At 69.7% G+C, this 24,924-nt stretch carries 27 protein-coding genes; 18 read left to right on the forward strand and 9 right to left on the reverse strand.

The genetic code is table 11. From position 1 onward, the window contains the following. Positions 1-35: 35 nt before the first annotated feature. Positions 36-794 (reverse strand): class I SAM-dependent methyltransferase, encoded by a 759-nt coding sequence (locus ABZS69_RS54160; RefSeq protein ID WP_355388968.1) that lies wholly within the window; start codon positions 792-794, stop codon positions 36-38. Positions 795-866: 72 nt separating this feature from the next. Here ABZS69_RS54160 and ABZS69_RS54165 point away from each other — a divergent pair, with 72 nt between their 5' ends. Beyond that, complete coding sequence (locus ABZS69_RS54165; protein WP_355388970.1) at positions 867-1,436, forward strand: CGNR zinc finger domain-containing protein; 570 nt, start codon at positions 867-869, stop codon at positions 1,434-1,436. A 3-nt stretch (positions 1,437-1,439) separates the two neighbouring features. On the opposite strand, the gene ABZS69_RS54170 is transcribed toward ABZS69_RS54165, so the two are convergent. The 3 genes from ABZS69_RS54170 to ABZS69_RS54180 form a co-directional block, all read right to left on the reverse strand. Beyond that, positions 1,440-2,381: a D-2-hydroxyacid dehydrogenase family protein gene (locus ABZS69_RS54170; RefSeq protein WP_355388972.1), complete on the reverse strand. Its 942-nt coding sequence runs from the start codon at positions 2,379-2,381 to the stop codon at positions 1,440-1,442. Positions 2,382-2,611: 230 nt separating this feature from the next. Further along, positions 2,612-2,980 carry a ClpX C4-type zinc finger protein gene (locus ABZS69_RS54175; protein WP_355388974.1) on the reverse strand — a complete coding sequence of 123 codons (369 nt, stop codon included), beginning with the start codon at positions 2,978-2,980 and terminating at the stop codon, positions 2,612-2,614. 18 nt (positions 2,981-2,998) lie between these two features. Beyond that, positions 2,999-3,340 (reverse strand): hypothetical protein, encoded by a 342-nt coding sequence (locus ABZS69_RS54180; RefSeq protein ID WP_355388976.1) that lies wholly within the window; start codon positions 3,338-3,340, stop codon positions 2,999-3,001. Between the two features lie 325 nt (positions 3,341-3,665). Between ABZS69_RS54180 and ABZS69_RS54185 the strand changes: the two genes are divergently transcribed. The 8 genes from ABZS69_RS54185 to ABZS69_RS54220 all read left to right on the forward strand — a co-directional run bounded on the left by ABZS69_RS54185 (position 3,666) and on the right by ABZS69_RS54220 (position 10,980). After that, entirely contained in the window at positions 3,666-5,480 is a 1,815-nt protein-coding gene (locus tag ABZS69_RS54185; protein ID WP_355388978.1) for a glycosyltransferase family 2 protein, read from the forward strand. Positions 5,481-5,549: 69 nt separating this feature from the next. Further along, positions 5,550-6,548: an energy-coupling factor ABC transporter permease gene (locus ABZS69_RS54190; RefSeq protein WP_355388980.1), complete on the forward strand. Its 999-nt coding sequence runs from the start codon at positions 5,550-5,552 to the stop codon at positions 6,546-6,548. A gap of 3 nt (positions 6,549-6,551) precedes the next feature. Next, positions 6,552-7,307, forward strand: coding sequence for a cobalt ECF transporter T component CbiQ (gene cbiQ / locus ABZS69_RS54195; protein ID WP_355388982.1), 756 nt, complete (start codon positions 6,552-6,554; stop codon positions 7,305-7,307). After that, entirely contained in the window at positions 7,289-8,038 is a 750-nt protein-coding gene (locus ABZS69_RS54200) for an ABC transporter ATP-binding protein (RefSeq protein WP_355388984.1), read from the forward strand. The genes cbiQ and ABZS69_RS54200 overlap by 19 nt, the downstream gene beginning before the upstream one ends. Before the next feature lie 95 nt (positions 8,039-8,133). Further along, on the forward strand, positions 8,134-8,472 hold the full coding sequence (locus ABZS69_RS54205; protein ID WP_185070501.1) for an STAS domain-containing protein: 339 nt from the start codon (positions 8,134-8,136) through the stop codon (positions 8,470-8,472). Positions 8,473-8,520: 48 nt separating this feature from the next. Next, positions 8,521-9,294, forward strand: coding sequence for an SDR family NAD(P)-dependent oxidoreductase (locus tag ABZS69_RS54210; RefSeq protein WP_355388986.1), 774 nt, complete (start codon positions 8,521-8,523; stop codon positions 9,292-9,294). A gap of 7 nt (positions 9,295-9,301) precedes the next feature. Next, positions 9,302-10,066 (forward strand): crotonase/enoyl-CoA hydratase family protein, encoded by a 765-nt coding sequence (locus ABZS69_RS54215; protein ID WP_355388988.1) that lies wholly within the window; start codon positions 9,302-9,304, stop codon positions 10,064-10,066. Positions 10,067-10,359: 293 nt separating this feature from the next. Beyond that, positions 10,360-10,980: a rhomboid family intramembrane serine protease gene (locus ABZS69_RS54220; RefSeq protein WP_355388990.1), complete on the forward strand. Its 621-nt coding sequence runs from the start codon at positions 10,360-10,362 to the stop codon at positions 10,978-10,980. Between the two features lie 3 nt (positions 10,981-10,983). On the opposite strand, the gene ABZS69_RS54225 is transcribed toward ABZS69_RS54220, so the two are convergent. After that, positions 10,984-11,568, reverse strand: coding sequence for a TIGR00645 family protein (locus ABZS69_RS54225; protein ID WP_355388992.1), 585 nt, complete (start codon positions 11,566-11,568; stop codon positions 10,984-10,986). A gap of 37 nt (positions 11,569-11,605) precedes the next feature. On the opposite strand from ABZS69_RS54225, the gene ABZS69_RS54230 reads away from it, so the two are divergent. Further along, entirely contained in the window at positions 11,606-11,974 is a 369-nt protein-coding gene (locus ABZS69_RS54230) for a BlaI/MecI/CopY family transcriptional regulator (protein ID WP_355388994.1), read from the forward strand. On the opposite strand, the gene serC is transcribed toward ABZS69_RS54230, so the two are convergent. After that, entirely contained in the window at positions 11,953-13,062 is a 1,110-nt protein-coding gene (serC, locus tag ABZS69_RS54235; RefSeq protein ID WP_355388996.1) for a phosphoserine transaminase, read from the reverse strand. The two genes, ABZS69_RS54230 and serC, sit on opposite strands and share 22 nt — an antisense overlap. A gap of 141 nt (positions 13,063-13,203) precedes the next feature. Continuing rightward, the gene (locus tag ABZS69_RS54240; RefSeq protein ID WP_355388998.1) at positions 13,204-14,307 is read right to left on the reverse strand and encodes a citrate synthase 2; all 1,104 of its coding nucleotides are present in this window, start codon (positions 14,305-14,307) and stop codon (positions 13,204-13,206) included. 257 nt (positions 14,308-14,564) lie between these two features. On the opposite strand from ABZS69_RS54240, the gene pdxH reads away from it, so the two are divergent. The 7 genes from pdxH (at position 14,565) to ABZS69_RS54275 (ending at position 23,924) form a co-directional block, all read left to right on the forward strand. Next, complete coding sequence (gene pdxH, locus ABZS69_RS54245; protein WP_355389000.1) at positions 14,565-15,218, forward strand: pyridoxamine 5'-phosphate oxidase; 654 nt, start codon at positions 14,565-14,567, stop codon at positions 15,216-15,218. A 10-nt stretch (positions 15,219-15,228) separates the two neighbouring features. After that, the gene (locus tag ABZS69_RS54250) at positions 15,229-16,464 is read left to right on the forward strand and encodes an MFS transporter (RefSeq protein ID WP_355389002.1); all 1,236 of its coding nucleotides are present in this window, start codon (positions 15,229-15,231) and stop codon (positions 16,462-16,464) included. Between the two features lie 217 nt (positions 16,465-16,681). Then, a complete protein-coding gene (locus tag ABZS69_RS54255; RefSeq protein ID WP_355389004.1) occupies positions 16,682-17,386 on the forward strand; it encodes a metal-dependent transcriptional regulator in 705 nt (234 codons plus the stop codon). A gap of 123 nt (positions 17,387-17,509) precedes the next feature. Beyond that, positions 17,510-19,732 (forward strand): SpoIIE family protein phosphatase, encoded by a 2,223-nt coding sequence (locus ABZS69_RS54260; RefSeq protein ID WP_355389006.1) that lies wholly within the window; start codon positions 17,510-17,512, stop codon positions 19,730-19,732. A gap of 16 nt (positions 19,733-19,748) precedes the next feature. Then, positions 19,749-20,528 (forward strand): alpha/beta fold hydrolase, encoded by a 780-nt coding sequence (locus ABZS69_RS54265; RefSeq protein WP_355389008.1) that lies wholly within the window; start codon positions 19,749-19,751, stop codon positions 20,526-20,528. Positions 20,529-20,608: 80 nt separating this feature from the next. Beyond that, a complete protein-coding gene (locus ABZS69_RS54270) occupies positions 20,609-22,489 on the forward strand; it encodes a hypothetical protein (RefSeq protein ID WP_355389010.1) in 1,881 nt (626 codons plus the stop codon). Continuing rightward, complete coding sequence (locus ABZS69_RS54275; protein WP_355389012.1) at positions 22,467-23,924, forward strand: hypothetical protein; 1,458 nt, start codon at positions 22,467-22,469, stop codon at positions 23,922-23,924. Before ABZS69_RS54270 ends, ABZS69_RS54275 begins: the two co-directional genes overlap by 23 nt. Here the strand turns inward: ABZS69_RS54275 and ABZS69_RS54280 are convergent. Continuing rightward, positions 23,861-24,268: a MarR family transcriptional regulator gene (locus ABZS69_RS54280; RefSeq protein WP_355389014.1), complete on the reverse strand. Its 408-nt coding sequence runs from the start codon at positions 24,266-24,268 to the stop codon at positions 23,861-23,863. The two genes, ABZS69_RS54275 and ABZS69_RS54280, sit on opposite strands and share 64 nt — an antisense overlap. A gap of 20 nt (positions 24,269-24,288) precedes the next feature. Here ABZS69_RS54280 and ABZS69_RS54285 point away from each other — a divergent pair, with 20 nt between their 5' ends. Beyond that, a complete protein-coding gene (locus ABZS69_RS54285) occupies positions 24,289-24,717 on the forward strand; it encodes a MarR family winged helix-turn-helix transcriptional regulator (RefSeq protein ID WP_355389016.1) in 429 nt (142 codons plus the stop codon). 15 nt (positions 24,718-24,732) lie between these two features. Here the strand turns inward: ABZS69_RS54285 and ABZS69_RS54290 are convergent, their stop codons facing one another. Continuing rightward, positions 24,733-24,894, reverse strand: a complete 162-nt coding sequence (locus ABZS69_RS54290) for a hypothetical protein (RefSeq protein WP_355389018.1) — start codon at positions 24,892-24,894, stop codon at positions 24,733-24,735. Positions 24,895-24,924 lie beyond the last annotated feature (30 nt).

The raw sequence follows: 24,924 nt of genomic DNA on the forward strand, positions 1-24,924 counted from the left end.
GGAGCGTAGCAAGCGCTTGGTTAGTCGTACAGAGGTCAACCGCGCACGGCGCACAGCAAGCGGTTGTTCCCCCGCTGCCAGAGCGTGCCGATCTCTGAGAAGCCGGCCTCTTTGAGCGCCTTGACGTGATGCGACAGGAGGTGCGACTCCGAGCCGTGGTGCGTGGCCCCGGCCGTGGTCCGGCGCGCCTCGCTGAGTTCGGCGAAGGCCGGGTCCGCCGCGACGGCGTCCCACCAGGCCCGCCAGTCCTCCGGCGGGTTCGCGCCGAACGTCCGCTCCGTCTCCCTGTCGTGGACGGCGCGCTCAAGGTGGGCGAGGGTCGGGGCGGCGTCGTCGCTGTCCAGGTGGTCGCCGTTGAGCAGCAGGCCGCCGGGGCGCAGCACGCTCGCCACCTCGCCGTACACCCCCTTGAGGTCCTCGGCGGAGATCCAGTGCAGCGCCGTCGTGCTGATCGCGGCGTCGGCGGGCCCGTCCAGCCCGAGCAGTTCCGTCCAGCCCCCGGTACGCAGGTCCGCCGCGACGAACGTGAGCCCCGGGTACGCCGCCCGCCCGAGCCCGAGCAGCAGCGGGTCGGCGTCCACCGAGATCACCCGCGCCTCGGGCAGGCGGTCGAGCAGCCGCGCCGACAGGGATCCGGGGCCGCAGCCCAGGTCGATCACCACCGGGTCGGGCCGGCCCAGCGCCTCCACGGCGTCGATCAAGGCGGTGAAACGCTCCTCGCGGTCGGGCAGGTAGCCCTCCTGCTGGCGGTCCCAACGCGCGATCCACTCCAATGCGGCATCGTGAGTGAGCACGTACGTCTCCTTGTGACTGTCGTTTATGCTTTGGGCAGTCACAACCTAAAACACGAAGGTGTAACCGGTCAATTGGATTACAACAGTCACACGGATGGCGTGGTCAGGACCACGGTGGCTATCGTCAACGCGCTGACCCCCGGCGAGCAGCGGGGACGGGCCTATCCGGCGCCGGGCAGCGCCGGTGCCGCGGCCGCCGAGAGCCTGCGTACGGTCTATCCGGATCACCGCGAGGTCTCCGACGCGGAGGGCGCCGAGCTGGCAGAGGTGGCCGCCCGCCTGCGCACGGTCTTCGCCGCCGTGGCCGCCGGCGACATCGACGCCGCGGCCACCGAGGTGAACGCGCTGCTGGAGGAGAGCCACGCCAGGCCGATGCTGGAGCGGCACGACGGCGAGCCGTGGCACCTGCACTTCCACGGCCCCGGCGGCACGCTGGCGGGCGAGTGGGCGGCGAGCTGCGCGACGGGGCTCGCGATCGTGCTGGGCAGCGAGTTCAGCGACCGCCTCGGGGTCTGCACGGCGCCGCACTGCGACCGGGTCTACGTGGACGTCTCGCGCAACGGCACCCGGAGGTTCTGCTCCACGGCCTGCCAGAACCGCGTCAAGACGGCCGCCTTCCGCGCCAGGAGCCGGGCCGACTGACGGCTAGAGGGCCCTGATCGGGGCGCCGGCCAGGAAGGCGTCGATGTCCTCGACGGCCTCGCGGAAGTACGTGCCGTAGTTCAGCTCCGTCACGTACCCCAGATGCGGCGTGGCCAGCACGTTGGGCAGCGTGCGCAACGCGTGGCCGGCGGGCAGCGGCTCCGTCTCGAACACGTCCAGCCCGGCCCCCGCGATGCGCCCCGCCCGCAGGGCCGCCACCAGCGCCTCCTGGTCGACGATCGCCGCCCGCGAGGTGTTGACCAGGTACGCGGACGGCCGCATCAGCGACAGCTCGCGCTCGCCGATCAGCCCCCGCGTGCGGTCGCTCAGCACGAGGTGGACGGAGACGACGTCGGACTCGGACAGCAGCGCGTCCTTCCCGGGGGCGAGCCGCACGCCGAGCGCGTCCGTGCGCTCCTCGGTGAGGTTCTGGCTCCACGCCACGACGTCCATGCCGAACGCCCGGCCGATCGCCGCCATCCGGGACCCGATCTTGCCGAGCCCGAGCAGCCCGAGCGTGCGGCCGTGCAGGTCCGTGCCGACGGTGGCCTGCCAGGGGCCGCCCGCGCGCAGGGCCGCCGCCTCGGGCAGCAGGTGGCGGGCGAGGCCGAGGATCAGGGCCCAGGTCAGCTCCACCGGCGCGGTCGAGCCGCTGGCCGTGCCGCAGACCGTCACGCCGTGCGCCCGCGCGGCGGCCAGGTCGACGGCGGCGTTGCGCATGCCCGAGGTGATGAGCAGCCGCAGGTTCGGCAGCCGGTCGAACACCTCGGCCGGGAACGGCGTGCGCTCCCGCATGATGACCACGATCTCGTAGTCGTGGAGGGCGGCCACGAGGTCGTCCTGGGTGGCGAAGTGGTCGCGGAAGCCGGTCGCCCGCACCCTCGACCAGTCGGCCAGGCCGAGAGCCACTCCCTGGTAGTCGTCAAGCACGGCGCAGCGCAGCATGACCAGCAATCCTACGGAGTGCCGATCCGTCCCCCTGCTCCAGCTCCCCCGGTGGGGGAGCTGGAGCCCGCTCATCAGGCGGTCAACTCTTCCGCCTCTTCGTGCAGCGCCAGGATCAGGGCCAGCTCCAGTTGGAGCTCCTCCAGATCGGGCGCCGTGAGACCGTGTAGGACGCGCATGTCGGGCCTCCCTGACCATAGGACGCCCCACATGTCACAACGGTTCACATTTCAGGTCTCGCTCCTGAACCGTTCCCATGCGGATTGCCGCGTCATGCCGAGCGAGGCGCCGATGCGTTCCCAGCTGACGTCCCTGCCGCGAAGGTGTGCCACCCAGTCGCGCAGGTTGTCGTCCACCTGAGCCTGTACGGCGGCGATTTTCGGGAGATGGTCGAGTATTTGGTCCTCTGTCATGGACTCCCACATCGGGAGCCGGGGCTCGGTAGAGGTGGCGAGGCGCTCCTGCGTGAGGATTTCATTGCACAGTTCGATGCATTGGTCGCAAATGTGCACACCGGGACCGGCAATCATCTTGCTCACCTCCGCGCTCTTCTTGTGGCAGAAAGAGCAGCGGATCTTGTCCTTCCAGTCGTCAGGCATGACCTGACACTAGCGCCGTCAGGCCACACCTGACAACCCCAGCTGCTCCTGCAGGATGGCCTGACGCTCCTCGGCGATCTTGCGACAGATCGTCACGTACGCGTCGAGCACCTTGCGGTACAGCCCGCGCGTATGTTCCAACTGGGCGCGCAACTCCAGCACGCGGTCGGCGTCGCCGCGCTGCTCGGCCTCCGCCAGCAGGGTCCGTGCCTCGTCCACGATCTCCTCGGCCCGCAACCTCGTACGGCGAAGCACGGCGGAGCACTGATGCAGCTCTTCCAAGCGAGCCGCGGAGACGATGAACTCGGCAGAGTGCACGGGCGAGTCGTCCGACGCCCGCCTGCGGAGATCCGATGCCATTTACCGCCACCTCCCGGTCAAGGTTGCCTAACTGTAGACGCGCAAGCCCGTCGAGCGGATCACCGGGGGGCGGCCGGGGTTAGCCAAATGCTCCTGGCGGAGAGGTTTCTATTCCTCGGTAGGAAAACCTCATTCCTGAAACTCATTCGGTCCAGGATAAATGTGGTACTGCCAGGGGCTATTAGCGGAATGCCGTAAATCTCCGTTGGCTGCAAATGAACGGGGTGAAGACATACGATCGGCCCTCGCAGGGGCCGGGGCTCGTCACATACTGAAGCGAGACGGCAGCACAACGTGACTCTCTGAAGTGGTGGCGGTGGTGGCGATGTCTGCAACGGGGAACGGTGACGACGCGGTCGATGTCAGCGTCGTCATCCCCGCACACAACTGCCGGGCCTACCTCGACAGGTGCCTCACCTCCGTGCTCGTGCAGCGCGTCAAGAAGGAGATCGTCGTCGTCGACGACGGCTCCACGGACGGCAGCGCCGAGCTCCTCGACCTCTACGCCGCCTATCACAAGGCCAGCGTCAAGGTCGTCCACGTCGACGGCGGCGGCGGCGCGGGCCGGCCGCGCAACATCGGCATCGAGCACGCCTCGGGCCGTTACGTGTTCTTCTGCGACGCCGACGACTACCTCGGCCCCGAGGCGCTGGAGCGCATGGTCGCCATGGCCGACAAGAACGGCTCCGACATCGTCCTCGGCAAGATCGTGGGCCACGGCAGGCGGGCGCCGGTGTCGATGTTCCAGCAGAGCGCCGCCCGGGTGACCCTCGGCGACAGCAACGTCTACAACAGCCTGTGCTGCTTCAAGCTGTTCAGGAGGGACCTGCTGGAGCGCCACCGCATCAGGTTCGGCGAGGGCATGCTCGTCGGCGAGGACATCCTCTTCACCGTCCACGCCTACTGCCACGCCGGGACCATCTCCGTGGTGGCCGACTACGACTGCTACCACCTCGTATCCAGACCTGACGGCTCCAGCATCATGCAGCAGCGCGGCAGTAGAGACCCGCTCGCGTGGCTGGCCATGATCAGGGCGCCGATCCGGCTCATGGCCGAGCACGTCGAGCCGGGCCCGCTCCGCGACCACCTGCTGCGCAGGCACTTCAGGCTGGACGCGTTCGCGCAGCTCGGGGCGGTGTTCCTGGACAGCGACGACGTGCGGCGCAAGGACATCGCGCGGGAGGTGGCCGCCCTCTGCGACGAGTGGTACACCCCCGGCGTGCACGAACTGCTCAACAGCGTCGACAGGCAGCGGGTGACCGCGCTCGACGACATCGACCGCCTCGTGCGCCTGGCGCGCATCGAGAACGCCGCCGTGCGGCGCAGGCTGACCGGGCTGTGCTGGGACGGCGACGACCTCGTGGTGCGGGGCTCTGCCGGGCTCGACGGCATCAGCGCGGACGACGGCCTGGCCGTGGTGCTGCGCGCGCGCAACGAACCGGCCGTCGAGGTGGTGGTCCCGGCCGAGCGCAAGGGGGGCGAGTTCACCGCGCGGGTGGACGTGTCCGCGCTCGGTTCGGGGATCTGGGACCTGCGGGTGGCGGTCGAGATCGAAGGCGTGGTGCGGCTCGGCCGGCTCGGGGCCGAACGCGACAGCGGCGTCAACCGCCCGCCGCCCCGGCTGATCGGCGCCGTCGTGGCCCTGCCGTACTTCACCAGGGACAACGGCAACCTCAGCATCGACGTCGGCGGCCACGTCGTCGGGGTGCCCGGCACGGTGCGGCTCCTCAGGACGCGGTGGGCGCTGGGGCACCGGCTGCTCATCGACGGCGAGGTCAGCGTCGCGGGCGCCGCTCCCGCGGGCTCGGCGGTCAAGCGGGTCGTCTGGCGCGAGCGGCGCAGCGGGCGGGAGCGGTTCGAGCGCGTCGTGGCGCTGCCGAGCGGCGGTTTCGTGGCCAGGCTCGGGGTCGGCTGGCTGCCGCCCGGCACCTGGGACGCGTACCTGGAGCTGGATCTGGGCGGGCCGCCCGCGCGGTTCAGGATCGAGACCGACGCCGAGACGGTGGCGGCGCCGCGGCGGTGGTGGGGCGCGGCGCTGCTGCGGAGCGTGCGTCCGTACGCCACGTCGGGGAAGGGGCGGCTGAGCACCGTCGTGCGGCGGCTCACGGCGCGGACGATCATCCGAAGGATCATGCGCTAATTGCCACCTATATGCAGGTGCAAGGCGATGTCCTAAAGTAGGACCGTTTGCTCTTGCAGGAGGTGTGCTGTGCACGTACCAGATGGCTTCTTCAACGCGGCGACATCCGTCTCGGCCGGAGTCGTCGCCGCGGCCGGATTGGCCGTCTGCCTACGGGGGGCGCGGCGCGAGCTCGATGATCGGACCGCTCCAATGGCCGGGCTCGTCGCGGCCTTCATCTTCGCCGTCCAGATGCTGAACTTCCCCGTCGCCGCCGGCACCAGCGGCCACCTGCTGGGCGGTGCGCTGGCCGCGATACTCGTCGGGCCGTACACAGGCGTGCTGTGTATGGCCGTGGTCCTCCTCGTGCAGGGCGTGTTCTTCGCCGACGGCGGGCTGACCGCGCTCGGCATCAACATCACGATCATGGGCATCGTCACCGTGCTGGTCGGCTGGGGCGTCTTCCGGCTGATCGCGGGGCTGTCCAGGGGGCGCGTGACGGTGGCGGCGTTCCTGGCGGCGCTGGTCTCCGTGCCCGCCTCCGCGCTGGCGTTCACGCTGCTGTTCTGGATCGGCGGCACCGCGCCGATCGAGGTGGGCGCGGTGGCGGCGGCCATGGGAGGCGTGCACGTCCTGATCGGGATCGGCGAGGCGCTGATCACGGCCGCGACGGTCGGCGCGGTGCTGGCCGTGCGGCCCGACCTCGTGTACGGCGCCCGCGGCCTGGCCAAGCCGCTGGTCCTGCGCGGAGCCGAGGGCGCGACCACCACCGTGGGCGAGCCGGAGCCGGCCGCCGCCCCCGGCAGGCTCAAGCCGTTCCTGCTCGGCGGGGTCGGCCTGACGCTGGTGCTGGCCGGGGTCGTGTCGTTCTTCGCCTCGTCCTCGCCCGACGGGCTGGAGGCGGTCGCCGAGAACAAGGGCTTCCTCAGCCAGGCGAGCGACCACCTGGTGACGTGGGGGCTGGCCGACTACGGCGAGGTGGGCGGCATCCCGGTCGGCGTGGCCGGGATCATCGGCGTCGGGCTCGTGCTGCTCCTCGCCGGGGCCGTGGCGTACGCCGCCCGCGGGCGCGCCGCGACCAGGGTGTGACGCGTGGGCGCGGGGCACCATCACCAGCTCTACCTGCCGGGCGACTCGGTCGTGCACCGGCTGCCGCCGCAGTGCAAGCTGCTGGCCGTCTTCGCCTTCGCGATCGTCGTGGTGGCCACGCCCAGGGAGCGGTTCTGGGCGTTCGCGGTCTATGCCGCCCTCCTGGGGGTCGTGGCCGTGGCCGCGAGGGTGCCGGTGACGTACGTGCTGCGGCGCATGGTGATCGAGGTGCCCTTCGTGCTGTTCGCCTTCCTCATCCCGGTCATCGGGCTGGGGGAGCGGACCACGGTCCTGGGCGTCTCGCTGAGCGTCCCCGGCCTCTGGGCGGCCTGGAACATCCTGGCCAAGGCCACGCTCGGCGTGATCGCCTCCATCCTGCTCGCGGCCACCACCGAGCCGCGGGTGATCCTGATCGGCGCGCAGCGGCTGCGGCTGCCGGCCCTGCTGGTGCAGATCGCCATGTTCATGCTGAGGTACATGGACGTGATCATGGACGAGATGCGGCGGATGTGGGTGGCCAGGGAGTCACGCGGGTTCGTGGCGCGTGATCTCCGGCACATCCCCGTGATCGCCCGGTCCGCGGGGGCGCTGTTCATCCGTTCGTACGAGCGGGGCGAGCGCGTGCATCTGGCCATGCTCAGCCGGGGATACACCGGCCAAATGCCGATAATCCAAGATATTTCGGCATCTGTACGTCAATGGGGCATCGCGCTGGCCCTCCCGGCCGCGGCCCTCGCAATATGGGGACTCTCGTGGTGAACTCTCTCGACGTCAGGCAGCTCGCCTACGCCTATCCCGACGGCACGCAGGCGCTGTTCGGCGTGGACCTGTCGATCGCCCGCGGCGAGCGCGTGGCCCTGCTCGGCCCGAACGGCGCCGGCAAGACCACCCTCGTCATGCATCTCAACGGGATTCTCACCCCGGGTCACGGGAGCGTCACCATCGGCGGCACGCCGGTGCGCAAAGACACGCTCAAAGAGGTCAGGCAGCGCGTCGGCCTGGTCTTCCAGGACCCGGACGACCAGCTCTTCATGCCCACGGTCCGCGACGACGTCGCCTTCGGCCCGGCCAACGCGGGCCTGCGGGGCGAGGACCTCGACCGCGTGGTCAAGGACGCGCTGGAGCGGGTCGGCATGCTGGCGGCCATCGACCGGCCGCCGCACCACCTGTCCTTCGGCCAGCGGCGCCGGGTGGCGGTGGCGACCGTGCTGGCGATGGCGCCGGAGATCCTGGTGCTCGACGAGCCCTCGTCCAACCTCGACCCGGCCGCGCGCAGGGAGCTGGCCGAGATCCTGCGCTCGCTCGACGTGACGGTGCTCATGGTCACGCACGACCTGCCGTACGCGCTGGAATTGTGCGAACGTTCGCTGATCCTTTCCGGCGGCGTCATCGCCGCCGACGGCACCACGCGTGAGCTGCTCTCCGACGCGGAACTGCTGGCCGAGCACCGCTTGGAGCTTCCATACGGATTCGCGATCCCTGCGGTGTGAGTGCATTTATCCGCCTCGCGCCCGCCTCTTCGTAGTTTGTGCATGCCCGGGACCCGGGGATGTCGAAGTACAGTGGCTCATCGAGGAGGGGCCAAATGAAGCTGCGGCTTGCGCGACACGCCCTTGGCGATGCCGTGGTGGTGGCCGTTGAGGGAGAGCTCGATCTGTTCACCGCACCGTTCCTGCGCGACGAGGTGCGTGACGCGATCAAGCAGGACAGCGCCAGGCTGGTGCTCGACCTGCAGCAGCTGTCGTTCATGGACTCCAGTGGCCTGTCGGTGCTGATCGAGGCCTGGCGGCTGGCGACGGGGGAGGGTGGCGGCGTGTCCCTGGCGGCGCCCCAGGCGCCCGTCGCGCGCATTCTCCGCACCACGGGGCTCGACCGCCGGATCAAGGTGTATGCCGACGTCGACAGCGCTGTGGGGGAGATTTGACGCCCCCCGAGTAGAACTTCATTCGGTCGGCGGGTTAGGGTCCGGGATATGGACGTGAACGGATCTGCAGCAATCATCTCCGGCGGCGCCAGCGGCCTCGGCGAGGCCACGGCCCGCGAGCTGGCCCGCGCGGGCGCCACGGTCGTCGTCGCCGACCTCAACGAGGAGCGCGGCAAGACGGTCGCCGACGAGATCGGCGGGGTGTTCGTCAGGACCGACGTGTCGGACGACGAGCAGGTGCAGGCGGCCGTGGACGCCGCCGTGGCGACCGGCAAGCCGCTGCGCGTGGTGGTCAACAGCGCCGGCATCGGCTGGGCCGAGCGCACGGTCAACCGGGACGGCAGTCCGCACAACCCGGCCTCGTACCGCAAGGTCATCGAGGTCAACCTGATCGGCACGTTCAACCTCATGCGCGTCGGCGCCGCGGCGATCGCCAAGACGGAGCCGGCCGACGCCGACGGCCAGCGGGGCGTGGTGATCAACACGGCCTCCGTGGCGGCGCTGGAGGGCCAGACGGGGCAGCTGGCGTACTCGGCCTCCAAGGGCGGCATCGTGGGCATGACGGTGCCCGCGGCGCGCGACCTGGCCGCGATCGGCGTACGGGTCAACACGATCTGCCCGGGCATCATCGACACGCCCATCTACGGGTTCACGCCCAACTCGGAGGAGTTCAAGGCCAAGCTGGTGGCGCCGGTGGTGTTCCCCAAGCGCATGGGGCGGGCCGACGAGTTCGCGCACCTGGTGCACTCGCTGATCCAGAACGACTACATGAACGCCGAGGTCATCCGCTTCGACGGCGGCATCCGCTTCCAGCCCAAGTGAGGTCTCGTTGTCTGACGAAGTGCTCGTCGAGGAATCCGAGAACGTCGCCGTAATCACGATAAATCGCCCCAAGGCGCGTAATGCCGTGAACGGGGCGGTGGCGCGGGGGATCGCCGAGGCGCTGGACACGCTCGACGCCCGCCCCGACATTTCCGCCTATGTCCTGACCGGTGCTGGCGGCACCTTCTCCGCGGGCATGGACCTCAAGGGGTTCCTGTCCGGCGACTTCCCGGTGGTCGAGGGGCGCGGCTTCGGCGGGCTCGCCGAGTCGCCGCCGAAGAAGCCGCTGGTGGCCGCCGTGGAGGGGTACGCGCTGGCGGGCGGGTTCGAGCTGGCGCTGTCGTGCGACGTCATCGTGGCGTCGTCGGAGGCCAAGTTCGGGCTCCCGGAGCCCAAGCGCGGGCTGGTGGCGGGCGCGGGCGGCGTCATGCGGCTGCCGCGCCGGATCCCGTACCACGTGGCCATGGAGATCGCCCTGACCGGCGACCACTATCCGGCGGCGCGGCTGTACGAGCTCGGGCTGGTCAACCGGATCACCCCGCCGGGGGAGGCGTTGGAGGGGGCGCTGGAGCTGGCCCGCAAGATCGCCGCCAACGCGCCGCTGGCGCTCGCCGCGACCAAGAAGGTGATCATCGAGTCGCAGGACTGGTCGCTGGAGGAGATGTTCGCCAAGCAGGGGGCGATCGTCGGGCCGGTGTTCGGCTCCAAGGACGCCATGGAGGGCGCGGCCGCCTTCGCCGAGAAGCGCGCCCCGCGGTGGAAGGGCGAGTGACGGGCGGGCGGTAGACCCCTCGCGGCCGGGAGAGCGGCCCACCGCCGCTCTCCCGCACACCTGCCGCGCGGTCGCCACGTGCGTCTGTGGCGCTCTGTCGCGCGGCCACTGCGGTCCGCGTCCATTGCGGCCCCCGTGCGGCCCCCGTGCGGCCGCTGTGCGCGTCTGTGGGCTCTCCGGCGCCTCTCGGGTTGCCCGCCGCTTCCCCTCGCCCACCAGGGATCGGATTTAGCGCGTGCATAAGTGTTCCTGGCTACGGTAAAGAAAGAGAAGGCAACGTACCGGGAGAGCGCATGAGCGACTATTCGGGTTACAGGTTCGAGTCGGCCAAGCGTGGCGCCGGGGCGCTCCTGTCCGGTGCGCTGAGCGCGCTCATCATCGTGGTCGCCATGCTGGCCGTCATGTGGGTCGTCGAGGGCGTCGACTACGTGCTCAACGGCGCGCTCGACCGCGAGTTCGGCATCATCGGCTGGGAGCCCGACGGCCTGATCGGCATCCTGTTCGCGCCGTTCCTGCACGGCGGCTTCGGCCACCTCATGGCCAACTCGCTGCCCCTGCTGGTCCTCGGCTTCCTGGCCGGCCTGCGCGACCTGCGCAAGTTCCTATGGGCCAGCGTGCTGATCATCCTCATCGGCGGCTTCGGCACCTGGCTGACCAGCCCCAACGTCTACACGGTCGGCGCCAGCGGCCTGATCTTCGGCTACTTCGGCTACATCCTGGCCCGCGGCCTGTTCGACCGCAGGCTGCTCGACATCGCCATCGCCGTCGGCGTGGGGTTCGCGTACTGGGGGATCCTGGCGGGCCTGCTGCCCAACCAGCAGGGCATCTCCTGGCAGGGCCACCTGTTCGGGCTCATCGGCGGCGTGGTGGCCGGCTGGGTGCTGCGCCGCAAGCGCCAGCTCCCGGCGTACTGAGGGTCACAGATGTGAGCGCGTGTGCTCCGCGGGGGAGGAGGACAGCAGGCGGTCGATGTAGGCGAGGCCGATGGCCGAGGCCACGAAGGCCAGGTGCATGATCGTCTGCCACATGATCTTGTCGTTGGGCGTCGACTGAGCCCTGATGAACGTCTGCAGCAGGTGCACCGACGAGATGCCGATGATGGCCGTGGCCAGCTTGACCTTCAGCACGTTCGCGTTGACGTGGGAGAGCCACTCGGGCTCGTCGGGATGGTCGTTGAGGTTGATGCGGGAGACGAACGTCTCGTAACCGCCGATGATCACCATGATGAGCAGGTTGGAGATCATCACCACGTCGATGAGCGCCAGGACCGTGAGCATGACCACGACGTCGGCCGACGGCGTCGCCGACGTGGCCGGCGCGGTGTGCAGGAACACCGTCTCGATCAGGTGCCAGAGCTCCAGCGCGAACTGGTAGACGTACACCGCCTGCGCCACGATCAGGCCCAGATAGAGCGGGACCTGGAGCCAGCGGCTGGCGAACATCAGATAACCGAGGCTCTTCGGCCGCGAGATTCCCTGGCCGGAGGTGAGCTTTTCGGGCAACAATGTTTCCTACTAATCGAGCCGGAGGGTTGGTCAGTTGGCGAACCTGGGGTCCCTGGAACGCGCGATCATGGACGTGCTGTGGGATGCCGGTAAACCTATGCGCGTCAGGGAACTGCTGGCCAGGCTCAACGAGGAGCGCGAGCTGGCGTACACGACGGTGCAGACCGTGGCCGAGCGGCTGGTGAAGAAGGGGCTGCTCGTACGCACGCCGTACCGCAACGCCTTCCGCTATGCCACGGTCAAGTCGAGGGACGAGCACGTCACCGACCTCATGCTCGAAGCGCTCTCGGCCGGCGGCGACAGGTTGCCGGTGCTGGCCAGGTTCGCGCAGAGCGTCGAGGAGGAGGACGCGCTCGCCCTCATGGCGGAGCTGTTACGCCGTCAGAGACGCTCGACCACGTAGTCGACGCAGACCGTCAGCGCCTCGATGTCGGCCGGGTCGATGGCCGGGAACATCGCGACGCGCAGCTGGTTGCGGCCCAGCTTGCGGTACGGCTCGGTGTCGACGATGCCGTTGGCCCGCAGCACCTTGGCCACGGCGGCGGCGTCGACGGACTCGGCGAAGTCGATCGTGCCGACGACCTGGGAGCGGAACTCCGGAGCGGCGAACGGCGTGGCGTAGGCCGACTTCTCCGCCCACGTGTAGAGGCGCTGGCTGGACTCGCCCGTGCGGGCGGTGGTCCAGGCCAGGCCGCCGTTGGAGTTCATCCAGTCGAGCTGGTCGGCCAGCAGGAACAGCGTGGCCACGGCCGGCGTGTTGTAGGTCTGGTCCTTCGCGGAGTTGTCGATCGCGACCGGCAGGCTGAAGAACTCCGGCACGAAACGGCCGGTCGCGGCGATCTCCTCGACCCTGGCCAGCGCCCGCGGCGACATGATCGCGATCCACAGGCCGCCGTCGGAGGCGAAGCTCTTCTGCGGGGCGAAGTAGTAGACGTCGGTCTCGGCGATGTCGACGGGCAGGCCGCCGGCGCCGGAGGTGGCGTCGACGAGCACCAGCGAGTCGTCGGAGCCCACGCGCCCGATGGGCATGGCCACGCCGGTCGAGGTCTCGTTGTGGGTGAGCGCGTACGCGTCCACCCCCTCCTCGGTCACGGCCGTGGGGTAGGTGCCGACCTCGGACTTGATGACGCTAGGGTCGGCCAGCCACGGGGCCTTCTTGGTGACCGTCGCGAACTTCGAGGAGAACTCGCCGAACGACAGGTGCTGCGACTTGTCGCGGATCAACCCGAAGGCGGCGATGTCCCAGAACGCGGTGGTGCCGCCGTTGCCCAGCACGACCTGGTAGCCCTCGGGCAGCGAGAACAGGTCGGCGAGCCCGGAGCGTACGCGGCCGACCAGGTTCTTGACCGGCTTCTGGCGATGGGAGGTGCCCATGAGGCTCGCGCCGGAGGCGGCGAGCGCGGCCAGTTGCTCGGTGCGTACCTTCGAGGGCCCGCAGCCGAAGCGGCCGTCGGCGGGCTTGATGTCAGCGGGAATTACGATGTCAGCCACCTGACCAGGGTACTGATCCCGCGCGGCTGATTTGGGACCGGGGCGGGAATCTGAGAAGAACCCCACAGCCAAAAGATCGCAAATGCCAACGAAAAGGGCCCCGGTCGACACGCCGGGGCCCGATTCCGATCCGTCAGTACGTCACTTCCCGGCGACCTCGGCGGCGCCGGGGACGTCGCTCAGGGGACGCGAGGCGGGGCCGATGTAGTTCGCGCTCGGGCGCACGAGGCGGCCCGTGAGCTTCTGCTCCAGGATGTGCGCGGCCCAGCCGGCCGTGCGGGCGCAGGTGAACATCGAGGTGAACATGTGGGACGGCACCTCGGCGAAGTCCAGCACCACGGCCGCCCAGTACTCCACGTTGGTGGCCAGCACGCGGTCGGGCTTGCGCGCGTGCAGCTCGTCCAGCGCGGCCTGCTCCAGCGCCGCGGCGACCTCGTAGCGGGGGGCGTCGAGCTCCTTGGCGGTACGGCGGAGCACACGGGCGCGCGGGTCCTCGGCGCGGTAGACGCGGTGCCCGAAGCCCATGAGCCTGTTGCCCTTGTCGAGCTCGCTCTGGACGTACTTCTTGGCGTCGCCGAGCTGCTCGACGCCCTCGATCATGTGCAGGACGCGGGCCGGGGCGCCACCGTGCAGCGGGCCCGACATGGCGCCGACGGCACCGGAGAGCGCGGCGGCCACGTCGGCGCCGGTGGAGGCGATGACGCGGGCGGTGAACGTGGAGGCGTTCATGCCGTGCTCGGCCGCGGAGGTCCAGTAAGCGTCGATGGCCTTGACGTGCTTGGGATCAGGCTCACCGCGCCAGCGGATCATGAAGCGTTCGACGATGGTCTCGGCCTCGTCGACCCGGCTCTGCGGCACCATCGGCAGGCCGAGGCCGCGCGCGGACTGCGCGACGAACGAGAGGGCCATGACGGAGGCGCGGGCGAGCTGGTCGCGGGCCTCCTCGTCGGTGATGTCGAGCAGGGGCTTGAAGCCGTAGGCCGGAGCCAGCATGGCCAGCGCGCTCTGCACGTCTACGCGGATGTCACCGGAGTGGACAGGGATGGGGTACGGCTCCGCCGGGGGCAGGCCCGGCTGGAACTTGTTGTCGACCAGCAGGCCCCAGACAGCCCCGAACGGGACCCGGCCGACCAGTTCCTCGATGTCGACGCCCCGGTATCGAAGGGCGCCCCCTTCTTTGTCCGGTTCCGCGATCTCAGTCTCGAAAGCTACGACGCCTTCGAGCCCGGGTTTGAAGTCGGACATGTGCGGCCGCCTCCCTTTCCCTTGCCATGTTTGGGCAATGCTGTGTCAATGGTCGCGGCCGCTTCGGAGGTCGTTGGCATCGTTTGCACTCACTCTCTCCCCCCGAGCTCCTCCGCTATGTTGATGTCGAGATACCGGCGGGTCAATTTAACCCCTTCCCAGCTCGTGCTCGGTCTCGGGACCCGCCGTAAGGCCAAACCCGCTGGTGAGGGGGGGTGCATGGGATCTACCACACAAGCGCGCAAGAATACCGTCTCGTGGATGCCACCCCGCGCCCGCCCGTGCTGGCGGGGCTACGCCGAACGTACGAGGGCGAGCCGCTGCTCGAATCCGACCTCGCGTCGGACCCCATAGAGCAATTCACCTTCTGGTTCCAGGACGCGCTCGAGTCCGGCCTGCCCGAACCCAACGCCATGGTCCTGGCCACCGCCTCGGCCGGCGGCCGTCCGAGCGCCAGGACGGTCCTGCTGAAGGGCTACGACGAACGCGGATTCGTCTTCTACACCAACTACGAGTCCCGCAAGGGCCGCGACCTGGGCGAGAACCCCCGCGCGTCCCTGCTGTTCCCCTGGCACCCGATCCGCCGCCAGGTACGCATCGAGGGCACCGTGACCCGGATGTCCCACGAGGAGTCGGCCGAGTACTACAACTCCCGCCCGTACGGCTCGCGCATCGGCGCCTGGGCGTCGCGGCAGTCGGCCGTCGTGCGGTCCAGACAGGAGCTGGACGACCGCTACACCGAGCTGGCGGAGCGCTGGCCGGAGAATCCCCCGGTGCCCGACTTCTGGGGAGGTTTCCGGGTCTATCCGATCGAGATGGAGTTCTGGCAGGGACAACTCGACCGGATGCACGACAGGCTCCGCTATCGGCGCACAAGACCCGGTTGGGCCCTGGAAAGACTGGCCCCTTAGTGTTCATGGAGTGGCGATCGCGGAGCTGGTCAAGCGTCATCTGGTAGACACCCGGCCGCTCGGGGTGCCCGAGTACCGGCGGCTCTGGCTCGGCCAGGCGGTCTCGCACGTGGGCGTCGGGGCGACCGTCGTGGTCGTCGGGCAGCAGGTCTGGGAGCTCACCCACTCCTCGTTCTACGTGGGGCTGCTGGGGATGGCCAACCTGATCCCGCTGATCGTCTTCGGCCTGTGGGGAGGGGCGATCGCCGACGCCGTCGACCGGCGCAAGCTGCTGATCGTCGGCTCGCTCATCGCGTGGTCGGCGACGCTCCTCATCCTCACGCAGGCGCTGCTCGGCCTGGGGAACGTCTACCTGATCTTCGGCGCGGTCGCCCTGAACGCCACCGGCTTCGCGATCACCAGCCCGACCAGGGGCGCGATCATCCCCAGGATCCTGGAGAGGGAGCTGGTGCCCGCCGCGAACGCGCTCAACTCGCTGGTCTTCAGCATCGGCGCGGTCGCGGGTCCGATGATCGGCGCGGTCGTGCTGACCTCCGCCGGCTTCGCGACGGCGTACGCGATGGACGCCCTGCTCTTCACCGCGAGCCTCTACGCGGCCCTCAGACTGCCCTCACTGCCCCCGTTGGGCGAAGTGCGACGTCCGGGTGCCCGGGCGGTGCTGGAGGGGCTCAGCTTCATCGTCAGGAGCCCGGTGCTGCTGATGTCGTTCGTCGTGGACATCATCGCGATGGTGTTCGCCCTGCCGCGCGCGCTCTTCCCGGAGCTGACCGCCGACAGGTTCGGCGGCTCGATGATCGCGCTCGGCTGGATGAGCTCCGCCATGGCCATCGGCTCGGTGGCCGGGGCGCTGTTCTCCGGCTGGGTGGCGCGGGTCTCGCGGCAGGGGGTCGCGCTCGTCATCGTGATCGCCGTCTGGGGCCTGGCCGTGGCCGCCGCGGGGCTGGCGAACGAGCTCTGGCTGGTGGTGGCGTTCATGGCCGTGGGCGGGGTGGCGGACGTGATCTCGTCGGTGTGGCGGCAGTCCATCCTGCAGCTGTACGCGCCCGACGAGATGCGGGGGCGGCTGCAGGGGGCGTTCATGGTGGTCGTGGCGGGCGGGCCGCGCCTGGGCGACCTGCGGGCCGGCGCGACGGCGACGGTGATGGGGGTGAGCGGGGCCTGGGTGGGCGGCGGTCTCGCCTGCGCCGTCACGGTGCTGATCGTGGGCCTGTCCGTGCGCAGGTTCCGCAATTACCGGGCTCGCTAAAGGTCTGAGGTCAGATGACCTGAGCGTCGGGTGCGTAGCGCTGGAGGCAGGCGGCGACAAGATCGTGCTCGTCGGGAAGGAACTCGGCCCCTCCCTTGTTTCCGTCCTTAACCATCGTCGGTCGTTCTCCCAATAGGGTTCCTGTGGCTTCTGTGCCCGCTGCGGACGGGCTCGGTCCCCGCCACGACCGGCGTAACATTTGATTGGGAGGACTGCCTTGACCGCACACGGCCTGATCGACACCACGGAGATGTACCTCCGCACGATTTACGAGCTCGAGGAGGAGGGCATCGTCCCCCTCCGCGCCCGCATCGCGGAGCGCCTGCAGCAGAGCGGCCCCACTGTCAGCCAGACCGTCGCGCGGATGGAGCGCGACGGGCTCGTTCGCGTCGAGGGCGACCGCCACCTGTCCATGACCGATCTGGGCCGCACGCTGGCCACGCGGGTGATGCGCAAGCACCGGCTCGCCGAGTGCCTCCTCACCCAGGTCATCGGCCTGCCGTGGGAAGAGGTGCACATCGAGGCGTGCCGCTGGGAGCACGTCATGTCGGAGTCGGTCGAGGCGCGCCTGGTGACGCTGCTCGACAACCCGACCCTGTGCCCGCACGGAAACCCCATCCCGGGGCTCGCGGAGCTGGGCGCCAAGGAGCCCGCCGAGGGCGGCGCCGGCGTGCTGACATCGATGTCGGACCTGGCGGGTCCGAGGGACACGCCGGTCGTCGTGCGTCGAATTAGCGAACAAGTGCAAAGCGATCCTGCTGTGATGCTTAAACTCAAGCAAGTTGGGATACAACCCGGACGCGAGGTGACGCTCGCGGCGAGCGACGACGGTGTGCGGGTGACAGGTGACGGTGACGCAAACGACACTCCCGCGGAGCTTCCGCGTGATGTCGCCGCGCACGTTTTTGTCTCCAAGCGCTGACGCGCGCGCAGCGGCTTGGTTGAATCCCTCCTGGGAGGCCCTCCACTCTCCCCTGGCCAAGACTGTTGCAGGAGCGCCCGTGGTCCGCTTTGCGTGCATGCCACCCCAAGGAGTGGTCTCCGGATGAATCGATGGGGGGATCTGTCACAGGAAACGGCTGATCACCTGGGTGCCGGATCCGTGCTCGACCACGCTGAAATGGCCGTGATCGTCACCGACCGTTTCAGCAATCTCCTCTATTGGAACCCCTTCGCCGAGAAGCTCTTCGGCCGTCAGGGCAAGTCGACCTCACGCGACGCGTCCGTCCTGTCCCTCGGGATCATGGAGAAGGACCACCCGCTGGCGATCGAGCTGGCCAAGCACGTGCTCAAGGGCGGCGTCTGGGAGGGCACGTTCGACGTCAGGCGCGGCGACGGCACCATCATCTACGTACGCGCCCAGGCCGTGCCGCTGCGCCACGCCTCCGGCTCGGTGACGGGCATCGTCATCATGGCCCGCGAGGCCCTGCGCAGCAACGAGCGCGAGAAGGACCGGTTCGGCCTCCTGGAGCGCATCGGCGAGCGGCTGGCGGGCTCGCTCTACGTCGAGGAGACGCTCAAGCGGGTCGCCGAGATGCTGGTCCCCCAGTTCGCCGACCACTGCTTCATCGAGCTGATGGAGGGCGACCGGCTGGTCCGCCGGGTCTCCCAGCACGTGCAGGGGTGGACACCGCCGTCGGGCACGTGGAAGCCGGTGGGCGCGGAGATCCGCTACCCCTCCGGCCACTACGCGGACACCGCGCTGCGCCGCCAGGAGACGATCCTGGTCGAGAGCTTCGCCACCAGCAGCCACCCGTCCCCCAGCGAGGGCAGCGCGCGGCTGTGCGGCGAGATCGGCATGACCTCCGCCATCGTCGCCCCCCTGCTGGTGCGCGGCGAGACGCTCGGGCTGATGTACCTGGGCCTGTCCAACCTCACCGACCGGCGCAGCCCCCACTACGACGCCTTCGACCGTGACTTCGTGGGCGCCATCGCCACCCGGGTGGCGCTGGCCATCGACAACGCGCTGCTGTTCGAGGAGGAGCGGCACACGGCGGAGTCGTTCCAGAAATACCTGCTGCCCCGGGCGCTGCCGCAGCTCGACGGCCTGCAGATCGCGGTGCGCTACTACCCGGCGGCCCCGCTCGCCTCCCACGGCCAGGGCATCCAGACCCAGGTCGGCGGCGACTGGTACGACGTGATCCCGCTGTCGGCGGGCCGGGTCGGCATCGTGATCGGCGACGTCGAGGGCCGGGGCGCCAAGGCGGCGGCCATCATGGGCCAGCTCAGGGCCGCGCTGCGGGCCTTCGCGCAGGACGACAAGTCGCCGGCCGACATCCTGGCCAGGCTCGACGAGTGGACCCGCATCATCGCCACGCCCGAGCACGACGACAACGGCACCGAGGTCACCATCCCGCCCATCGTGACCTGCCAGTACCTCGTCTACGACGCCTGGTCGCGCCAGCTCTCCTTCGCCAACGCGGGCCACGCGCCGCCGCTGCTGCTGGTCGACGGCCAGTGCGTGGAGCTCGACATCGAGGAGGTCGGCCAGCCGCTCGGCGTCCACGCCAAGGGCCTGCACGCCGACCTGGTCTACAAGGAAGAGACGCGCACGCTGCCGCCGGGCGCGGCGCTGCTGCTCTACACCGACGGCCTGGTGGACCGGCGTCCGGGCCGCGACGGGCGGGTGCCGACCGAGGAAGAGACGCTCGGCGTGCTCTGCGACAAGCTCGCCAAGATGTCCGGCGCCGAGGTCGAGCGCATCGCCGACGCCGCCACGGTGGCCGTGCCCGGCGACATCGACGACGACATGGCGATCCTGGTCGTCCGCTCCAGCGACGTCGACCTCGACGTGGAGGAGCGCACGTTCCCCGCCCAGCCGATCATGGTGGGCGAGGCGCGCCGCATGGCGTCGGAGGCGTTCTCGAGCTGGAACGTGCCGGAGGAGCGGGCCGAGCTGGCCTGCCTGCTCGTCTCCGAGGTCGTGACCAACGTCGTGCTCCACGCCGCCACCGCCACCGTGCCGCGCAGGGAGCTGGTCGTGGAGGGGCCGCCGCTGCCGTTCGACGAGTCCTGGGACATGCCGGGCTTCGAGGACGAAGTGGTCGGCGACAAGGAGTTCACCCTGAGGCTGCGCAGGGGCGAGGAGTCGGTCTGGGTCGAGGTCTTCGACCAGGACCTGCGCCTGCCGCGCATCCGCAGCGCGGGGGAGAACGACGAGGGCGGGCGCGGCCTCTACCTCGTCGACCAGCTGGCCAGACGCTGGGGGTCGCGACCTACCAGGGAAGGCAAAGCCGTCTGGTTCGAGATTCCCACTCGCGGCAGGTGAGTGATTAGCTGGAGATATGGAGCTGGCCTTCGAACGACGGGGCACCGGCACGCCGCTGATCCTCATCCACGGCATCGGCCATCACTGGCAAGGGTGGTTGCCGGTGCTGGACCGCCTGGCGGCCGCGCACACGGTGATCGCGCTCGATCTGCCCGGCTTCGGCAGGTCCCCCGGCCTGCCCGAGGACATCACCTACACCGCTGAGTCGCTGGCCGACGCGGTCGAGTCGTTCTGCGCGCTGCTGGGCGTGCGCGAGCCGCACGTGGCGGGCAACTCGCTCGGCGGCTACATCGCGCTGGAGCTGGCCTCGCGCGGCGTCGTACGCACGGCCACCGCGCTGTCGCCGGCCGGCTTCTGGTCCCGGTCCGAGCTGATCTACTGCCAGTCCATGCTGCGCGCCCTGCGGGCCTCGGCCCGCACGATCCCGGCGAAGCAGGCCGCCAGGGCCGCCGAGATCCCGCTGCTGCGGGCCGTCTCGACCGGCATCCTGGTCGCCCACCCCTCCAGGCTCTCCGTCACCGCGCAGGTCGCGGCCACGCAGGCGCTGGCCTGGGCCGAGGGCTTCGACGAGACGCTGGAGTCGTTCGCCGGCCTGATGCCGCCCGCCCCGCCGAAGTCGCCCATCACGATCGCGTGGGGCGAGCACGACCGGCTCCTGCCGCGCCGCCAGGCCGTACGCGCGGCCCGCTGGTCGGGGCAGCGGGTCAAGCTGCTGAAGGGCTGCGGTCACCTGCCGATGAGCGACGACCCCGAGCTCGTCGCCCGCGTCATTCTGGAATCCAGCGCCATTTCATGAATTTCTCTGCCCCCGGCAAAGGGATGGGATAGGTTTCCCGGTATCGATCGCTCATCCGGTATTGCCATATGGCGGAATTCATGGCGGACGACTCCTGGTACCCGCTGTTGCGAGATTGTCTCCAGCGAACTCATCCTTCCGGGCAGCACGAGCTGCCCGTCATCTTTCTGCTCGGACTGGCGGGCACCGGGAAGACCGCGACCCTCGCGCGGATCTCGGACAGCGTGCGGAAACCGCCCTCTCCGGTGGTCAACCTGCCGTTGCACGCGGAGCTCGGCAGCACGGTCGCCGACGTGATCCAGCGGATCACCTATGATCTGGCGGCGCTCGACAAAGTGCACCTGCCCCGCACGGTCTTCACACTGGTGGTGCTCGGCCTGGATCCGGAATTACCGCGTAAGGAACTCGAAGATCAGCTGCAGCGGAGTCTTCAGCGCAAGGCGCGCATTGATCCCGCTGTCGCGGCACAATTGCGAGATATCGCCTCCTTACTGCCAAAAATTGGGATTTGGCTGAAATTTCTGGTTTATGCCGCGGAGCTTCTCGGGCGCCATCTGGACGCCGCCGATCGGGTTCACCGCGTGGCCAGGACGTGGCTCTCGGAACGTCTCGGTGGCGACGTCCTGAATCTCGTACAGGACCAGAAGGTCGGCGGGGAGCGGGCGGAGGGTGCGCGGGGGATCCTCGTCGAGGCGTTCCTGGAGGACCTCGCCCAGGCGTGGGCGAAGCCGCGCCACGCGCGCAACTGCCTCCTGCTGCTGGACGACGCCGACACCCCGGCGGGCAGCGCCTTCCTGCAGGCGCTGGTCGCCGCCAGGGCCAGGCGCTCGGAAGCCGGTGCGAGCGCGGATCCCCTGGTGGTCGTGGCCGCGTCGCGGACCTGGCCGAAGGGGATGACGGGCTGGGCGTGCCCGGGAACGCCGGGAGCCCGTCGGCCGCCCCCGCTCGCCGAGGCCACGTACGAGGACTGGCTGGGGCGGCGGGACGGCGGGGAGCAGCGCTGGTGGTATCCCGTGCTCATGCCCGGCCTGCGGACCGGCAGGACCGCCGCGGTGCACGCGCGCGCGGTCCACGAGCTGACCGGGGGCTACCCGTACGCCGCCGGCAAACTGGGCGATCTGCTCGGAAACCCCAAGGACGACGACGAGTTCCGCGCCATCCTGTGTGAAAAGGACGCCCTGCGCCGGCTGATGCCCGACCACCTGCCCCGGCGCGACCTGCTGATGGCCTGGTCGGCGGCCAGGAACGTGGACGACGCCGAGAACGCGCTGCCCGACGGGGCGAGCACCGCCTCCCACCTCCGCCGCGAGCTGGCCGAGCGGCTGTGGCTCACCGCGCAGAGCGCCGCGGAGAACCGCGGAGTCACCTGGGAGCACTCCTCCTCCGACGGGGAGAGGATCACCGTCATCCATCCCTGGCTCAGGAGGCTGCTGCTGCACCACCTCGCCGCGGAGCCGGAGCGCTGGGACCAGGTCCACGAGACGATGGAGAGCTTCTACCGCAAGCAGGAGGTGGCCGACGACGCTTCGGCCGTCCATCACACGCTGGCCCGCGTGACGGACGGGGACGATCCGCGCCTGGAGACCGTCGTGGCGTTCCTGAACGAGCGGTTCGCGCAGCTCGACGTGGTCGGCCGCCGCGGCAGCCGCCTGTCGGAGTGGGTCGAGCTCTACGAGCAGGTGACCGCGGCCCCCAACCGCCTGCCCCTCGGCCGGCCCTCGGCGGCGCTGTTCGACTCGCTGGCGGTGAGCTCGGCCGACACGGAACGGCGGGACCGGACCTCCATGATCAGAACGCTGGTGGTGGCCCGCTGGTTCTGGCTCGACCCCGTCCTCGATCCCCCCGGCCGGCGGGCTGCGGAGATCGCGTACGAGTTCAGGCAGCTCGCGGGCCTCAGGACGACCGGCCGGTCGATCTTCATAGGAAAGGCCGAGCAGTATGAGCAACATCACCGTCGCTAGCCCCCGGATCGGGCCGGCCCCCGTCTACGTCACGCGTCGCCGCCGGCGGTTGATCGTCATCGTCGGCCTCGTCGTCGTGCTCGTCGTGGCGGGCCTGTTCTACGTCCTCCGCGCGCCGTCCAGGCTGACCGACGCGAGTGACGCCTTCGACCCGAGCCTGGCCGGCATCATGGGGCGCATCCACGCGGAGAACGCCGACGTGATCGCGAAGCATCCGGGCGAGTACGTCACCATCCTGGTGCTGCTCCCGATGTCGGGTGACGTGACCGAGACGGGGATGGGCCTCGACACCATCCGGCATGCCCTGCAGGGGTCGCATCTGGCGCAACTGTGGCGCAACAGGGAGCAGTCCGCGGCGCCGTACATCCGGCTGCTCGTCGGCAACATCAGCTCGGACGCGTGGGAGGACACGGTCGCGGACCTGGAGGGCCGCGTGCAGGGCGAACGCATCCTCGCCGTCACCGGGCTCGGGAACAGCGTCGACGCCACCAGGCGCGTGATCGACCGGCTCAGCAGGGACAAGATCGCGATGGTCGCGGCCGTGATCACCTCCGACGAGTTGCAGCGTCACCAGGCACTGGTGCGGATGGCGCCGCTGAACAGCGACGAGGCGGCGACTCTCGTGCGCTTCGCCGACCGGTCCGTGCCCACGCTCAAGCCGGTCGTCGTCATGGACACCAAGCCCGGCGACAGCTACAGCCGGACGCTGGGCGAGGCCTACGACAAGACTCTCGCCCGCGTCGTGGACGCCAAGAGACGCGGCCGGGCGCTGACGTTCGACTCGACGGCCAACGCCTCCAGCACGGTCATCGGGAACATCGCGGACACGATCTGCGGCTCCGACGCCAACGCCGTCTTCTACGCCGGCCGCGCCCGCGGCCTGCCCGCGCTGTTACGCGGTCTCAGCCTGTCGCGCCCCTGCGTCCAGCGCGACATCAGCGTCTTCGCCGGGGACGACACCAGCGAGCAGGCCCATCTCGTCAAAAGTCCCATCTGGGAGGACAACGGGGGCAGGATCCGGCTGTACTACACCGCCCTGGCCCATTCCGCGAACGTCACCGACCACGACAGCCGCGTCCTGTCCGCGATCAAGGCGAGATTCGGGAACGGTGACGAGAAAGGGTACGTGCGGCTGTTCCCCGCGGAGTCGCTCGACGACGGCCACGCGATCATGCACCATGACGCCGTGTACGTCGCGATCAAGGCCATCGACAGGTACGCGAAGGACGACCTGGCCAAGCTCGGGCCGCAGGAGGTGGCGGCCATGCTGCGCAGCGGCACCATCGACGTTCAGGGCGCCAGCGGCGACATCACGATCGACCGCGACGGCAATCCGCTCAGGCGGGAGATCCCCGTCCTGCGGCTCACCCCCTACGGGGCCACCGTCTTCGCCGCGTGGTCGTCCCCGGAGCCGGTGGGGGACACGCGCCAGTGATCGAGGTTGGCCGACATGCGGCGGAGCACGTCGACGGTGGCCAGATACTCCTGCGAGCTCACGCCTTCGAGCACCTTTTTCCGGAACTGGCCGACCTTCCCGGAGATCTCCTCGTGCGCGGCCCTGCCCGCGTCGGTGAGCCCGCCGTCCGCCAGCCAGCCCTTGGCGGTGAGCCGTTCCACGGCCTCGTCCACCCCGGTGAACGGCATGGTGTACGTGCTCTCCTGGGCCGCCAGGTTGAGCACCTGCCATTCCCGGCGGGTGGTGGTCTGGAGCGCCTGCTCCATGGCGTCTTCCAGCAGGTTGTCGAGATGCTTCAGCCAGTGGCCGATAGGTTTGTCCATAGATGTAGGATAGCAACAATATGTATGAAGACAACTATGTTGCCGCGGTCGAGCGGGCCATGGTCGCGATCAGGCGGCGGCAGAGCAGGCGGGCGCTGGCGCGGCAGCAGGGCGTCGTGGGGCCGGAGTACGACGTGCTCGACGTGATCGAGGGCGCCGGCGGATCCGTCACCGTGTCCACGGTCGCGCAGGCGCTCAGCGTCGATCAGCCGCGGGCGAGCCGGCTGGTGGCGGCGGCCGTGACGGCGGGCCTCGTCCGGCGGGAGGCCGATCAGGCCGACGGGCGCAAGGCGTGGCTGGTGCTGACCGAGGCCGGGCAGGCGGCGCTGGAGCAGGCCCGCCGGGGCAGGCAGGCGGCGTTCGCGGCGGTCATGGAGGAGTGGCCGGCGCAGGACCGGGCGGAGTTCGCCCGGCTGCTCACCCGCTTCGTCGAGGGCATGCCCGGTTAGATCTTGGTCGGGCCCCTAGATCTTGGTCTGGCCCCAGAGGAGGAGCATGACGATGACGAACACGATCATCACGCCGCCGTAGGCCACCGGCCCCAGGCGGATCGCCCGGCGCACGCGGTTGAGGCCCCAGGCGAACAGCAACGCCAGGAAAGCCAGGAGGATCAGGCCGCCGTCCATGGTGTCCAGTATGCGGTGCCGACCGCCTTC

The sequence above is a fragment of the Nonomuraea sp. NPDC005650 genome (genome assembly GCF_040605375.1).
Taxonomy (GTDB): Bacteria; Actinomycetota; Actinomycetes; order Streptosporangiales; family Streptosporangiaceae; genus Nonomuraea.

Coding starts and splice junctions, on each gene's coding strand:
- ABZS69_RS54170 (WP_355388972.1), bottom strand. CDS start 2,381: ATGCTGCGCTGCGCCGTGCTTGACGACTACCAGGGAGTGGCTCTCGGC.
- ABZS69_RS54175 (WP_355388974.1), bottom strand. CDS start 2,980: ATGCCTGACGACTGGAAGGACAAGATCCGCTGCTCTTTCTGCCACAAG.
- ABZS69_RS54180 (WP_355388976.1), bottom strand. CDS start 3,340: ATGGCATCGGATCTCCGCAGGCGGGCGTCGGACGACTCGCCCGTGCAC.
- ABZS69_RS54185 (WP_355388978.1), top strand. CDS start 3,666: ATGTCTGCAACGGGGAACGGTGACGACGCGGTCGATGTCAGCGTCGTC.
- ABZS69_RS54200 (WP_355388984.1), top strand. CDS start 7,289: ATGGGGACTCTCGTGGTGAACTCTCTCGACGTCAGGCAGCTCGCCTAC.
- ABZS69_RS54205 (WP_185070501.1), top strand. CDS start 8,134: ATGAAGCTGCGGCTTGCGCGACACGCCCTTGGCGATGCCGTGGTGGTG.
- ABZS69_RS54210 (WP_355388986.1), top strand. CDS start 8,521: ATGGACGTGAACGGATCTGCAGCAATCATCTCCGGCGGCGCCAGCGGC.
- ABZS69_RS54220 (WP_355388990.1), top strand. CDS start 10,360: ATGAGCGACTATTCGGGTTACAGGTTCGAGTCGGCCAAGCGTGGCGCC.
- ABZS69_RS54240 (WP_355388998.1), bottom strand. CDS start 14,307: ATGTCCGACTTCAAACCCGGGCTCGAAGGCGTCGTAGCTTTCGAGACT.
- ABZS69_RS54260 (WP_355389006.1), top strand. CDS start 17,510: ATGAATCGATGGGGGGATCTGTCACAGGAAACGGCTGATCACCTGGGT.
- ABZS69_RS54265 (WP_355389008.1), top strand. CDS start 19,749: ATGGAGCTGGCCTTCGAACGACGGGGCACCGGCACGCCGCTGATCCTC.
- ABZS69_RS54270 (WP_355389010.1), top strand. CDS start 20,609: ATGGCGGACGACTCCTGGTACCCGCTGTTGCGAGATTGTCTCCAGCGA.
- ABZS69_RS54275 (WP_355389012.1), top strand. CDS start 22,467: ATGAGCAACATCACCGTCGCTAGCCCCCGGATCGGGCCGGCCCCCGTC.
- ABZS69_RS54280 (WP_355389014.1), bottom strand. CDS start 24,268: ATGGACAAACCTATCGGCCACTGGCTGAAGCATCTCGACAACCTGCTG.
- ABZS69_RS54285 (WP_355389016.1), top strand. CDS start 24,289: ATGTATGAAGACAACTATGTTGCCGCGGTCGAGCGGGCCATGGTCGCG.
- ABZS69_RS54290 (WP_355389018.1), bottom strand. CDS start 24,894: ATGGACGGCGGCCTGATCCTCCTGGCTTTCCTGGCGTTGCTGTTCGCC.